At 54.7% G+C, this 13,254-nt stretch carries 12 protein-coding genes and 1 tRNA gene; 5 read left to right on the top strand and 8 right to left on the bottom strand.

Features of this window, described 5'->3' with window-relative positions:
* Positions 1–30: 30 nt before the first annotated feature.
* Together M6D89_RS05505 and M6D89_RS05500 are read right to left on the bottom strand one after the other, a co-directional pair.
* The gene (locus M6D89_RS05505) at positions 31–453 is read right to left on the bottom strand and encodes a DNA polymerase III subunit chi (RefSeq protein WP_253967022.1); all 423 of its coding nucleotides are present in this window, start codon (positions 451–453) and stop codon (positions 31–33) included.
* Positions 450–1,931 (bottom strand): leucyl aminopeptidase, encoded by a 1,482-nt coding sequence (locus M6D89_RS05500; protein ID WP_253967021.1) that lies wholly within the window; start codon positions 1,929–1,931, stop codon positions 450–452. Before M6D89_RS05500 ends, M6D89_RS05505 begins: the two co-directional genes overlap by 4 nt.
* A 203-nt stretch (positions 1,932–2,134) precedes the next feature.
* Between M6D89_RS05500 and lptF the strand changes: the two genes are divergently transcribed.
* Positions 2,135–3,220: an LPS export ABC transporter permease LptF gene (gene lptF / locus M6D89_RS05495; protein ID WP_253967020.1), complete on the top strand. Its 1,086-nt coding sequence runs from the start codon at positions 2,135–2,137 to the stop codon at positions 3,218–3,220.
* Positions 3,217–4,278 carry an LPS export ABC transporter permease LptG gene (lptG, locus tag M6D89_RS05490; protein ID WP_253967019.1) on the top strand — a complete coding sequence of 354 codons (1,062 nt, stop codon included), beginning with the start codon at positions 3,217–3,219 and terminating at the stop codon, positions 4,276–4,278. Before lptF ends, lptG begins: the two co-directional genes overlap by 4 nt.
* Here lptG and M6D89_RS05485 read toward each other — a convergent pair.
* From M6D89_RS05485 to M6D89_RS05460, 6 genes are all read right to left on the bottom strand, one after another.
* Positions 4,275–4,745, bottom strand: coding sequence for an RDD family protein (locus M6D89_RS05485; protein ID WP_253967018.1), 471 nt, complete (start codon positions 4,743–4,745; stop codon positions 4,275–4,277). The two genes, lptG and M6D89_RS05485, sit on opposite strands and share 4 nt — an antisense overlap.
* Positions 4,745–5,665 (bottom strand): adenylate/guanylate cyclase domain-containing protein, encoded by a 921-nt coding sequence (locus M6D89_RS05480; RefSeq protein ID WP_253967017.1) that lies wholly within the window; start codon positions 5,663–5,665, stop codon positions 4,745–4,747. The genes M6D89_RS05485 and M6D89_RS05480 overlap by 1 nt, the downstream gene beginning before the upstream one ends.
* An 82-nt stretch (positions 5,666–5,747) precedes the next feature.
* Positions 5,748–6,464, bottom strand: a complete 717-nt coding sequence (locus tag M6D89_RS17370; protein ID WP_253967016.1) for a PhzF family phenazine biosynthesis protein — start codon at positions 6,462–6,464, stop codon at positions 5,748–5,750.
* Positions 6,457–7,425 carry an L-histidine N(alpha)-methyltransferase gene (gene egtD / locus M6D89_RS05470; RefSeq protein ID WP_253967015.1) on the bottom strand — a complete coding sequence of 323 codons (969 nt, stop codon included), beginning with the start codon at positions 7,423–7,425 and terminating at the stop codon, positions 6,457–6,459. The genes M6D89_RS17370 and egtD overlap by 8 nt, the downstream gene beginning before the upstream one ends.
* A 33-nt stretch (positions 7,426–7,458) precedes the next feature.
* Positions 7,459–8,718 carry an ergothioneine biosynthesis protein EgtB gene (egtB, locus tag M6D89_RS05465; RefSeq protein ID WP_253967014.1) on the bottom strand — a complete coding sequence of 420 codons (1,260 nt, stop codon included), beginning with the start codon at positions 8,716–8,718 and terminating at the stop codon, positions 7,459–7,461.
* Positions 8,719–8,837: 119 nt separating this feature from the next.
* A tRNA-Leu gene (locus M6D89_RS05460) sits at positions 8,838–8,924 on the bottom strand.
* A gap of 109 nt (positions 8,925–9,033) precedes the next feature.
* Between M6D89_RS05460 and queA the strand changes: the two genes are divergently transcribed.
* The 3 genes from queA (at position 9,034) to secD (ending at position 13,245) form a co-directional block, all read left to right on the top strand.
* A complete protein-coding gene (queA, locus tag M6D89_RS05455; RefSeq protein ID WP_253967013.1) occupies positions 9,034–10,092 on the top strand; it encodes a tRNA preQ1(34) S-adenosylmethionine ribosyltransferase-isomerase QueA in 1,059 nt (352 codons plus the stop codon).
* A gap of 21 nt (positions 10,093–10,113) precedes the next feature.
* Positions 10,114–11,235, top strand: a complete 1,122-nt coding sequence (gene tgt, locus M6D89_RS05450) for a tRNA guanosine(34) transglycosylase Tgt (protein ID WP_472924531.1) — start codon at positions 10,114–10,116, stop codon at positions 11,233–11,235.
* A gap of 153 nt (positions 11,236–11,388) precedes the next feature.
* Positions 11,389–13,245, top strand: coding sequence for a protein translocase subunit SecD (gene secD / locus M6D89_RS05445; RefSeq protein WP_253967011.1), 1,857 nt, complete (start codon positions 11,389–11,391; stop codon positions 13,243–13,245).
* Positions 13,246–13,254: the final 9 nt, after the last annotated feature.

The raw sequence follows: 13,254 nt of genomic DNA, 5'->3' as shown, positions 1-13,254 counted from the left end.
TGTCGCTCTGCTAGGGCCCTAAGCCGATTTTTACATTTTGTGGTGGTGGATAGGGTAGCCCCGATCTTTTAAATGGCTCCAGTGTGACCGGGTTTGCTGGAGTATCTGCTCGTCTTGTATCACTATCTCAATCATACGCTGAAAGCGGCTGAAATAGGGCGGCAGCGTCTGTCCCAGGTTGATTAATATATCATGTTGGGCCGCGCAGTCATCGCCCGAGGTTAAGACCACTGGTTGGCCATGGTCTTGCTCGTCAATGTCGCGAAAGGGAGTATACGCCTCGGGCTGCTGAGTTAGTAGAGCGTCCCCCAGACTTAGGCGCTGCTGCTCAGAGTCGGCGCAGACTAATAATTGATGACCTTGCCCCAGCGCCTTTTCAATCAGGCGCCGGGCAAACTGCCAGCGCTCTGATTCGCTGGCGGTTTGCAGGACATAGAAATCAATACGGGTCATGCCGGGTTCAGCAGGTAGTCAACCAGCAGCGAGACCGGGCGGCCGGTCGCGCCCTTGGCGGCGCCGGAATTCCAGGCCGTGCCGGCAATATCCAGATGCGCCCATTTGGTCTCTTTGGTAAAGCGCGATAAAAAGCACGCTGCCGTGACACTGCCCGCTTCGCGACCGCCGATATTGGCAATATCTGCAAAATTACTGTCCAATTGTTTCTGGTAGTCGTCCCACAGGGGCATCTGCCAGGCGCGGTCGCCGCTGTTAGTCCCAGCTTGCAATAGTTTGTCGGCTAAGGCCTGATCGTTACTGTATAAGCCGTGGGCGTGACTGCCGAGGGCGATCACACAGGCGCCAGTTAAGGTGGCGATATCGACGATGCTTTGAGGCCTGAACTTTTGCACATAAGTAAGGGCGTCGCACAGCACCAATCGACCTTCCGCATCGGTGTTGAGGATCTCAACCGTTTGTCCGGACATGGTGGTGACAACATCACCGGGCTTGGTCGCGCCCCCGGAGGGCATGTTTTCGGCGGCAGCCACGACGGCGACCACGTTGATTTTGGGCTTGAGGGCCAATAAGGTTTTCATGGTGCCAAACACACTGGCGGCGCCACACATGTCAAACTTCATTTCATCCATGCCGGCGCCTGGCTTGAGGCTGATGCCGCCGGTATCAAAGGTAATGCCTTTGCCGACCAGGGCGTGAGGCTTTACGGATTTAGCCGCGCCTTGGTACTCCATTACAATCATCTGGCCGGGCTCGTCGCTGCCGGCCGATACCGATAAGAAAGCGCCCATGCCTAGAGTTTGCATCTGCTTTTCTGACAGCACTTTAACGGTCAGGTCACTGCGGTTGCGTCCCAGGGCTTTGGCCTGGTTGGCCAGATAGCGCGGGGTGCAGATATTGCCGGGCAGGTTGCCCAATTCGCGGGCATAGTTGATGCCCTCGGAGATGGCTGCGCCCTGAGTCAGGCCGTGTTTGGCGTGTTTGAGTGATTCGCGCTCGGTGAGAATGGTTACCTTGCTAAGAGCGGGCGGTGTCACTTTTTGACTTTTAAGGCGGTCAAAGCGCCACAGTAAGGTGCTTAGTGATTGACTGGTTTGCTGTGCGCTCCAGCTTCTTTCTTTACCTTCTACTGCAATCCCTTCCAGGGAGATGGCGGCGTGCTTAGAGGTTTTGATGGCACCGCTCAGCGATCGCAGGGCCTTGTTGAAATGATCGGCGCTGACGCACGATTTAGTTGCCTTACCCAGGCCTAGCAATAAGAGCTTTGAAGCGGCCTGTCCCAGGTCGTGGTGCAGGAGCAGGGTTTTACCCGCTGTGCCGTTAAAGTCTTCCCGTGCGAGAAGTTTGCTTAATGCTTTGTTGCAGGCTTTATCGAGTGCCTGGGCGGCGGGTGTTAGCTGTGCGCCTTCAAAGATACCGACAACCAATGTATCGGCTTTAACCGAGCTGGGGGCTTGTGATTTGGCGTAAAATTGCATTGAGATCCTCTGCCTGCTTGGGTGAATGGCTCGCGGAGGCATTACGACAAGACAAATGTGCGCGGCTCGGGGATAATATCGCCGCCCGACAGGTCGTAATGGCCACATCGTTGGTGTAGAGTTTACCACGGCCCGAGGTGGGGCCAAGTTTTTACGCAGTGATAACCCCAATCCGCTGGACTCTGGGGCGAGGTGTTTAGGTTTTGATCATCTATCGTTACATTACCAGAGAAATTTTACTGACCATGGCGGCGGTTAGCACCACTTTGTTGCTGATTGTGATGAGCGGCCGATTTGTAAAATACTTGGCCGACGCCGCCGCGGGTAAAATTGCGGTTGATGTTCTTTTCTCGATTATGGCCTTTCGTTTGCCGGGCTTTTTAGAGCTGGTTCTTCCGCTGGGCTTTTTTATTGCCATCTTGCTCGCTTTTGGGCGTATGCATATGGACAGCGAAATGGTGGTGCTTTCGGCGTGCGGCATGAGCCAGCGCCAGCTGTTGATGGTTACCTTAATACCGGCTGTGTTGATGTCGATAGTACTGGGTGCGTTAAGCCTTTGGGTGAGTCCCTGGGGGGCGGCTAAAACCGAAACCTTATTCGCTGAACAGGCCTCACGCAGTGAATTTACTATGCTCCGAGCCGGACATTTTCAGCGCCTGGACGGTGGGCGTCAGGTGACTTATGTTGAGTCGGTGAGCGAGGGGCACACCCAGTTGAATAACTTTTTTGTGGCTGAAATCGGTAAGGGGTGGCGCTCGGTCTCACTGGCAGAGAAGGGCAGTCAAGTCATCCATCCAGAGTACGGCGCCCGATATTTATTGCTGCACGACGGTATGCGTTACCAGGGGTTGCCGGGCAATGCCGACTACCGGGTTACTGAGTTTGAAACACTGGGACAGTATTTGCCGCCGCCGGCGGCCTCGGAATCTTTTTCGCTGGAAGCGGATGGTCGCGACACTTTGTCACTTATTGCCGAAGATTCTCTTGAGAGTCAGGCGGCTCTGCAGTGGCGCTTGTCTATGCCGCTATTAGTGTTAGTGATCGCAGTGATGGCAGTCCCCCTAAGTCGCACCAGTCCGCGGCAGGGGCGCTACGCGAAAATGCTGCCTGCGATTGTGCTCTATTTGCTCTATGTGGCGGCGTTGAGTACTTTGCGTAATTCAGTTGAGAAGGGCGACTTCCCCGCCACACCGGGGCTCTGGTTGGCTCATATTATTTTTCTGTTACTGGCGATTTGGTTGTTTTGGGGCCCCGGTAGATTGATTGCGAAGCTGCGGAGGCGCCCATGAAAGTGTTGAATCGCTATATTTTTCGGCAGATTTTTTCCAGTGTGCTTGTGGTTCTACTGCTGGTTTTGAGCCTTGATTTTATCGGTAAAATTATCGACCAGCTCGATAGCCTGCGTGCGGGCTACACCTTTACCGAGATGTTGATTTACATTAGCTGGAGTATTCCCGCGAGTGTCTATGAGTTTATGCCTTATGCCGTTCTGGTCGGGTGCTTGATCGGTCTAGGGGCTTTGGCGGGTAACAGCGAATTGGTCGTTGCGCGAGCTGCCGGGGTGTCCATTTTGCAGATCGCCTGGATGGCGCTAAAGTCTGTTTTAGTTTTCATATTGTTGGCGTTGTTGCTGGGTGAATATGTGGTGCCTTATGCCGAACAAACGGCTCAAAGCCGGCGCGCTTTGGCGCTCGGCTATTCCACAGAGGATCAGGCGCGCAGAGGGGTTTGGCATAGGGAGGCCGACGACTTTATTCTGTTTAGCGTGGTTCAGCCCGATGGAACGCTATTCGGGATTACTCGCTATCATTTTCAGGATGGGAAGCTTGTACGCGCCAGTAATACCAAAAAAGCGGTTTACCAGAATGGGCGTTGGAATGAATCCAATGTCGATGTCACTTATTTTACCGACAGTAACGAGCTTACCACTGAGCGTATTGACGAACAGGTGTGGAACACCGAGCTGACCCCGGCATTGTTAAATATTGTTTCCATGGAGCCAGGTTCGCTATCGATCAGTAACTTACACAATTACAGTGAATACTTGGCGGATCAAAATCTTCATAACGGCGAATACGCGCTGGCCTTTTGGCAAAAGGCACTTCAGCCTCTGGCGACAATAAGCCTGATGTTGATTGCGATTTCTTTTGTGTTTGGCCCACTGCGCCAGGTGAGTATGGGGCAGAAAATTTTCACCGGCGTGGCTTTTGGGATTGGCTTTCAACTGGTTCAGAGCCTGCTGGGACCCTCCAGTGTGGTATTTGGTTTCTCGCCGTTGGTGGCCGTGTTAATTCCTATTGCGCTGTGCTATTGCGTAGGGTTTTATTTGTTAAAGCGCGCGGGTTAACGCTTGTCTTTGGGCATTTGCCAGACTCGTGTGCCCGATAGGCGATCGTGCCAAGTGAGCCTGTCGGGATCGAATAGCAGCCACCAGTAGCCCAGCCCTAAGCACAGTGCCGACACCATAGCCAGGACGCAGCGTAAAATGCAGTGCATCCAGCTGGGCTTATTCCCGTTCACATCGGTAAGTTTTAAGCGCCACGCTTTCATGCCTAAAGTCTGGCCAAAGCGTCGCCAGAACACGCCGTAAAACGCGATCATTACCGCTAGCCAGCCGCAAAAGCCTATTATTCCTATGTTAGCCTTTTCTCCCGGAGCCAGCTCCATGCCTAGTATTTGAACTTTAAACGCCAGGGCCAGAGCGCCGTAGGCCATGCTGACCGCCAGGAGTAATAAACTATCGTATACACCGGCGGCGAGTCTTTTGATCAATCCGGCCGACTGAACGCTGGGCAGGGGGGCTGTGTGTGTCATTACTTGTCTTCTGCGATCGTTTGCGGCGCGTTTACTCTGTATTGCAACGCGTAACCGCCGGGAGTGTCGGGTTTTTGGCCTAAATGTAGCCAGCCCGATCCGGTCAGGGGTATCTCTTCGCGGCGAACATAAATCGGGGGCTGTTCTTCTATGGTGACATAGGTCCCGTTAGTGCTGTGATCGATTAGCACGAATTTGCCGCGGCGATGGATAATATTGCAGTGCTCGCGCGATACCCGTTCGTGCTGGGCGAGCCACTGGGCATGTTGGGGATCACGGCCAATGTTTAGGGGCAGTTGTTCGGGGCTAAACAGGGCGCTTTGATTGTCGGCGCGTAACATTAACTCAAAGCGTTCCAGGCGTCGGTGAATCTCCGCCACATCCATAAGGGCGGTGGCGTTCTGCGGCTGGGTGGGCGTTTCCCAGCAAAGTCGGAATACCAAACGGCTGCGCGAGGCACCCTTTAAAACCACCCGGTCAAAGGCGTCGCAATGTTGCTGGAATATTTCGGGTAGCTTATTTTTGACATGGTCGGTAATCACGACCTGTCGACCGCGCGCGATATGAGAGACATCGGCTGCATCGTTCACCACATCACCGAACACATCGCCGTGTTCGTCCATCAAGGTGTCACCGTAGGATATGCCGATGCGCAGGGCCAGATTATCCTCTTGCTGTGCTTTGCGCTGCAGTTCAATGGCGGCGCGGCAGGCATCAACCGGCTCGGGAAAACGCGCCATCACTTCATCGCCCAGGGTTTTCACCACAACCCCACGGTGGCGCTCGACAATCGCTCGGGTGGTCAGCAAAGTGGTATCGATCTGCTGCTTGGCCTGAGTGTTGCCCTGCTGTTTGTACAGGCGAGAGCTGCCTGAGACATCGGCAAACATAACGGCTTGAGCCTGTCGAGTGGGGCGCATGAGTTAGGTCCGTTGGTTTTACAGCCCGGCAGTATAGCATGGCGCGTTCAGCGCTAGCAGGCCTGTGGGGCTTAGCAGGCTGTTAGTCTGCGACGCGAATTTTTCTTGCTCCGAGGTGGTGGGTTTTAATACGTCCTCCATCTGCCGAGCATTGGTGAATGATCAGGCGACGATTCCCGGTCTGGGTGTATTGGTATTGCGCCAGTTGCACGCTGGCTGAGCCCGTCGCGCTGTCTTCGTCAATACCGTATTGCGGGGCGAAGTAACGCATCAGGGTTAACCTAGGGCTGCTGAAGCTAGCGATTAGTGCGCGGCGCGTGAACTGGCGCATATACCGAAAGTTGGGTTGCAGATTCAACAGATCCTGAGCGCGGTAGAGAGTTATCAGTGCATAGTCTTCACGCCCACCGCACAGAGCGCCATCGCGTACTTGGGTGCGACAAACTCTCTGCCAAAAGCCCCGATAAGTTAACGGGCGCTGAGGCAGGGCCCGGTCAATATAAAAGGGACCATTGCGATCACAGCCCAGTTGGATAGCGCCCCCGCGGGTGATGACTTGAGTGGCAAACGGCGATTGTTTCTGTGCATAGAGGTAGGCGGCCAGGGCAATGCTGCCCGAACCGCAGCGTTTTATTGGTTTTTGTGCCTGCCAGAACTCTGCGTGCGGCGGGCTGGTAGAGGAATCGATCTCAACCCGGTTGCCTCCAGCTTTTCTTTTTTCGGCGTCAGGGGCCCCTACGGTGTGAGTATTGCCCGCGCACCCCGGTCCACCAAAGCTGCGATAGCTAAAATCACTCACCGCAGTATTTCAATAAGCTAATCGAAAATAAGTCCTCGGGTGCTAACCACAGCCTCTCAGTGCTCCAGCCCGCTTCTTTGGCCAGTTGAGTGAAGTCTACGGGGCGGTATTTATAGGAGTTTTCCGTGTGGATGCTTTCTCCGCGCCCGAAGTGGAAGCGCTCGCCGTCGATATTAACAGCCTGCTCTTTGAGGCTGCGTAAATGCATTTCTATTCGGCCTAATTCGCTATTGTAAAAGGCGTGATGAGCGAAGTTTTCCAGGGTAAAGTCGCCCCCCAGTTCGCGATTAATACGCACTAACATGTTCTTGTTGAAACGCGCGGTAACCCCTTTGCCGTCGTTGTAAGCGCGGTGCAAAATGGGTTCTGGCTTTTGCGTGTCCACGCCAATAATCATATAGCTTGCTGAGCCTAGCGTTTTACCTGCATTGCGTAAAAAAGTCCGCGCCTGGTCGCGATCTAAGTTGCCAATGGTCGAGCCTGGGAAAAAACCTACCCGGGTGCGATCGCTGGGACTCAACTTAAGAGGCTTGGTAAAGTCGTGAACACAGGGGTGGATAGTTAACTCGCGGTATTGGCTTTCCAGGGTTCGGCATGCCTCTATTAAGTGCTCCTGGCTAATGTCGATAGCAGTAAAGTGTCTTACTGTGCGCAGGGCACGCAACAAAATCCCAACTTTGCGTAGTGACCCCGCACCAAACTCGACTATCTCAAGGTTTTGCAGGCCCCGAGCGTGAAACCGTTGTGCGATCTCGTGGCCTACCTGTGGTAATAGCTCAAGCTCCGTGTGATAGGGGTAATAATCAGTCAGATTGCAGATTTCGTCAAAGTACTGAGAGCCGACTGAATCGTAAAAATACTTGGGGGGCAGGGATTTGGGGGCTGCCCGTAAACCCTCTAGCACATCGTCTAAAAATTCATTGCCCGTTGGTTTGATGGCAAGTGCCTGTGCTTCATTCATAAGCGTCTCCGGATTGGCAGTTGTTCCTTAGGTTTAATTTTTGGCAGGTCTTACGCCACTGAATTGCCACCGTTGGTGGGGATGGAAAAAATTGCGGTAACTGTGTCGCATCTGCGCGGCAGCAGTGGCGCACGAGCCCCCCTTGAGGACGTACTGGTTGGCCATAAATTTGCCGTTGTACTCGCCCAGGGCACCCTGTAGTGGCTCAAAGCCTGGGTAGGGGGCAAAGGCGCTGGATGTCCACTCCCACACGCTGCCGTACATCTGGGCGAGCGCGCTCTCGCTCGCGCTGTTAGCTTGTGGGTGCCAGTGGTTGGAATCGGCAAAGTGGCCCCCGAGATTCGCCCCTTCGCGGGCGGCGTGCTCCCATTCAAACTCGGTAGGCAAGCGCCAGCCGGCCCAGCGGCAAAAAGCGTCGGCCTCGTAGTAACTGATGTGACAGACGGGGGCGTTAAGAGCCAAGGGGCGGTACCCATCCAGAGTTAGCTCTATCCACACGCCGTCTTTTTGCTCCCAATACAATGGGTGTTGCCACTGTTGTTGCTGACAGGTGTACCAGCCATCGCTAAGCCAGTGGGTGGGATCGCGATAGCCGCCGGCCTGCATAAATTCAAGCCACTCGGCATTGGTTACCAGGCAGTTGCGCAACCGGTAGGGTTCTAGAAATACCCGGTGCACGGGTTTTTCACAATCGTAACTAAAGCCTTTGCCGCTGTCTCCGATGCGGGTAATAGTCTCGCCAAAAGCACTAAAGCTTGGTGAATTCACTTCGGTGCAGTGCGGCGCCTTAAGTGTCGGCAGGGCATAACGATTGCGCGACAGGGCGTGTTTTAAGTCGGTTAGGATTAACTCTTGGTGCTGCATCTCGTGATGAAGCCCGGTTGTTACCAAAGTTTGTAGTTCAGCATTATGGGGTTGTTGGTCGAGTAAAGTGGCAATGGCACTGTCGATATGAGCGCGGTAGGCGAGTATCTGATCGAGAGCCGGACGACTTAGCAAGCCGCGCTCGGGGCGCGCGTGGCGACTGCCAACGGCGTCGTAATAGGAGTTAAACAAATAATCGAAGTGAGGGTCGAAAGGTTGATAAGAGGCTTGATAATGACGCAGGATAAAGTGATCAAAGAACCAGGTGGTATGAGCCAGGTGCCACTTGCTGGGGCTCGCATCGGGCATCGACTGGATTTGCATATCCTCGGCACTGATACCGCGCAGTAAATCCAGGCTGCGCTGGCGAACATGCAAATAGTGCTCGCTCAAATCCGTCAGAGAACGGGAAGGGCTGGGCTCGAACACGACTACTCTCCTCGCTGAGTGAAAATTCAGCATAGAGTAGTTCTACGACGTTTTAAAGTCGTTGGATTATCAATCCCCAGAAACAACTAAGGCCCCGCAAGCGGAGCCTTAGTAAACTTTGGTACCAGAGGCCGGACTCGAACCGGCACGCCCGTGAAGGCAAGGGATTTTGAATCCCTCATGTCTACCAATTTCATCACTCTGGCGAAGTGGGCGTGATTATATCAGCGAGTTTTGCTTCGTCAACCAATACTGGTAAGAATTTGCCTTTTGGGCTACTCTTGCGCGCTTTAATTCCCGAGTCGGACGTTTTTTATGCAGCGCCAGGATTTTTCCTATCAACTGCCTGAACACTTAATCGCCAAGCAGCCCGCCGCCGAGCGTCGCGGCAGTCGCTTGTTGGTGTTGGATGGCCCTACTGGCGAGGTGGAGCACGCGCAGTTTACGGATTTGTTGCGGCAGGTGCGCCCCGGTGACTTAATGGTGTTTAACGATACCCGGGTGATTCCCGCGCGGCTCCACGGCCGCAAGCCCACCGGCGGTCAAGTAGAAATACTGGTTGAACGCGTGGTCTCGGAGACCCGGGTTCTGGCTCATACCCGGGCCAGCCGCTCGCCCAAGCCCGGCACCGAATTGTTGCTTGAGGATAATACCTCTCTGATGGTCAGCGGACGCGAAGGCGCGCTCTTTGTGATCGACTTTCCCGAACCTGTACTGAGCCTGCTGGAGCGCCTGGGGCAGATGCCCCTGCCTCCTTATATTGACCGCGACGACGAGGCGGCCGATCGCGAGCGCTACCAGACAGTATACGGTAAGCGCGATGGCGCGGTAGCGGCGCCCACGGCGGGCTTACATTTTGACGATACAATGTTGGACGAGCTGGCAGCGCGCGGTATTGATCGGGCCTTTGTGACTTTGCACGTGGGGGCGGGCACTTTTCAGCCGGTCAAGGTCGACAATATTGCCGAGCACACCATGCACTCTGAGGTGGCCGAAGTCAGCGATGAGGTCTGCCAGAAAATTGCCGCCACCCGCGCCGCCGGAGGGCGGGTAATTGCGGTGGGAACCACCAGTGTGCGCAGCCTGGAAAGCGCGGCGCATTTTAATGGCGGCAAATTGGCGCCTTTTTGCGGCGAGACGGATATATTTATCTACCCCGGCTATCAATTCCATGTCGTTGATGGGTTGGTGACCAACTTCCACCTACCCGAGTCCACCTTAATGATGTTGGTGAGCGCCTTTGCCGGCTACCAGCACACCATGCAGGCCTACCGCGAGGCGGTGGCTCAAGAGTATCGTTTTTTCAGTTATGGGGATGCGATGTTTATTCGTCGCAACCCGGCGCCCGACGCGCCACCATCTGCCAGTGAGTGATTTATGACCCGACAGTGCCATATGCAATTCGACCTTAAGCACACCCATCAGGGCGCCCGCCGGGGGGCTTTGAGTTTTCCTCGGGGTGAAATCCAAACCCCCGCATTTATGCCCGTGGGTACCTATGGCACGGTCAAAGGCATGGCGCCGCGCGAGATCGAAGAGATCGGTGCCGAGATTATCCTCGGCAACACTTTCCATTTGATGTTGCGCCCCGGTACCGAGGTGATTAAAGCCCACGGTGACCTGCATGATTTTATGCGCTGGGATAAGCCGATCCTGACCGATTCGGGCGGTTTTCAGGTGTTCAGCCTGGGAAAGCTGCGCAAAATCACCGAAGAGGGGGTGTCTTTCCGCTCGCCCATTGACGGCAGCAAGGTATTTATGGACCCCGAGTTATCCATGCAGGTGCAGCGGGATTTGGGGTCGGATATTGTCATGATCTTTGATGAGTGCACGCCTTATCCCGCGACACCGGCCGAGGCGCGCAGCTCTATGGAGTTGTCGTTGCGCTGGGCGCAGCGGTCCAAAGACGCGCACGGCGACAACCCCTCGGCTTTGTTCGGCATTGTGCAGGGCGGCATGTATGAAAACCTGCGGGTAGAGTCGTTAAAAGGCTTGGTGGAAATTGATTTTGATGGCTATGCCATCGGTGGCTTATCAGTGGGCGAGCCCAAGGAGGATATGCTGCGGGTGCTGGAGCATTTAACCCCCGAGATGCCGGATGATAGGCCGCGCTACCTGATGGGCGTGGGCAAGCCCGCCGATATCGTCGAAGCGGTACGCCGCGGTGTGGATATGTTCGACTGTGTCATGCCCACCCGCAACGCCCGCAATGGTCACCTATTTACCAGCGAAGGGGTGATTAAGATCCGCAACGCCCGCCATCGCCACGATACCGGGCCATTGGATGAGCGCTGTGATTGTCACACCTGTACTAATTTTAGTCGCAGTTATCTGCACCATTTGGATAAATGTGGCGAAATTCTCGGCGCACAGCTCAACACGATTCACAATTTGCGCTACTACCAAAACCTGATGCAGGGCTTGCGCGATGCCATAGAGTGCGATGGACTGGATGAGTTTTTAGCCGACTTTTATGGCCGTCAGGGGCTTGAGGTGCCGCCCGCACCGGTCGCGTGACGCTGGGTTCGCCGTCATTGTTGTTACGACGAGTTTCGGTATAATCCGCGTCCAGACTTGAGATTACTGCGTTCGGTCCCATATACAGGGGCACAATTGATAACACGCCTGATATCCCCCCGTGGTTAATTCAGCGCCTTGACGGATTTTCGTATGTTAAACCGCTACCCATTCTGGAAATATCTGCTCATTATTCTTGTGGCAGTGCTGGGATTTATCTATTCCGCGCCTAATTTGTACCCCCCCGATGATGCCATTCAAATTTCTGGTAGCTCCAGTGACCTGACCATTGATGCCGCCACCTTAAAGCGCGCCGAACAGGCCCTAAGCGATGCCGGTATCGAGTATTTTGGCTCGGAGTTCTCGGAAACCTCGGCGGCGCTGCGGTTTACCAATGGCGAAGACCAGTTACAGGGTAAATCGGTAGTTCAGGATGCCCTGGGTGCGGATTATGTGGTGGCCTTAAATCAGGCACCGACCACTCCCGACTGGCTGGTTTCCTTGGGCGCAACCCCCATGAAGCTGGGTCTTGATCTGCGCGGCGGGGTGCATTTTCTTCTTGAGGTGGACGTGGATTCGGCGATTACCAAGCGCCAGGAAACCAGTGCCGATGAAATGAAAGACGCGCTGCGCGACGAGCGCATTCGCTACTCAAAATTCCAAGTCGAAGACACGGTGATTTACGGTCTGTTTCGCTCTGAAGAGCTGCGCGATCAGGCGGTGAGTGCGCTGCGCAGTGACTATCGGCAAATGCTGTTTAATACCGATTTGCCTCAGCGAAACGGCCAATACGTGTTTGGCGCCAGCTTAAGTGAGGCAGCGCAACGAGAGATGGAGCAGGATGCGCTGACGCAAAACCTGACCACCTTGCGCAAGCGGGTTAATGAATTGGGTGTGTCTGAACCCATCGTGCAGAGTCAGGGGCGCAATCGTATTATTGTTCAGCTGCCTGGGGTTCAGGATACCGCCGAAGCCAAGCGGGTCATCGGTAAAACTGCCAACCTGGAGTTTCGCCTGGAGGCCGAACCCGACGCACTGTCGGCCGCCACCGAAGAGTTTGACTACAACGGTTATCCGGCCCAGCTTGAGCGCCGCTTAATTCTGACCGGTGATCATGTGGCGAATGCCAATGCCTCGGTCGATCCGGAAACCAACATGCCTCAGGTGAATATCACCCTGGACAGTTTGGGTGGCACTAAAATGAATCATGCCACTCGCTCCAATATTGGTCGGCGCATGGCGGTGTTGTTTATCGAATATAAGACTCGAATGAACAACGAAGTGAATGATGCCGGGGAAACCGTTCAGGTGCCCGAGCAATATGTCGAGCGCAGTGTGATCAGTCTGGCGACTATCCAAGGCGCGCTCGGGGTTCAGTTCCGTATTACCGGTTTAGACTCTCCGCGTGCGGCCTCTGAACTGGCGCTGATGCTGCGTTCAGGCGCTCTGGCCGCGCCCATGTACTTTGTGGAGGAGCGCACCATCGGCCCATCGCTGGGCGCCGAAAATATCGAGCTGGGGGTTAAATCGGTGCAGTGGGGCCTGGCGTTGGTACTGCTGTTTATGCTGGTTTACTACAAGGTGTTTGGTATTTTTGCCAATATTGCCCTGGCGGTAAACATGCTTTTGCTGGTGGGCTTAATGTCGCTGCTGGGGGCCACGCTTACCTTGCCGGGTATTGCCGGCATCGTCTTGACCGTGGGTATGGCGGTAGACGCCAATGTGCTTATTTTTGCCCGTATTCGCGAAGAGCTTAAAAACGGCGCCAGTCCGCAGTCGGCTATCTCGGCCGGTTACGATCGCGCCTATGTCACCATTCTGGATGCCAATATCACCACCTTGATTGTGGCCATCATCCTTTATGCAATCGGGTCTGGGCCGGTGAAAGGCTTTGCGGTGACACTGTCAATCGGGATTCTTACCTCCATGTTTACGGCGATTATGGGTACCCGGGCCCTCACCAATCTGGTGTATGGCGGTCGTAAAAACGTGAAGAAACTTTGGATTTAAGGAGCCGGT

The organism is Gilvimarinus xylanilyticus (genome assembly GCF_024195295.1).
Taxonomy (GTDB): Bacteria; Pseudomonadota; Gammaproteobacteria; order Pseudomonadales; family Cellvibrionaceae; genus Gilvimarinus; species Gilvimarinus xylanilyticus.
The sequence above is the reverse complement of the archived record's forward strand: the minus strand, read 5'-3'. Positions and strand labels throughout refer to the sequence as shown.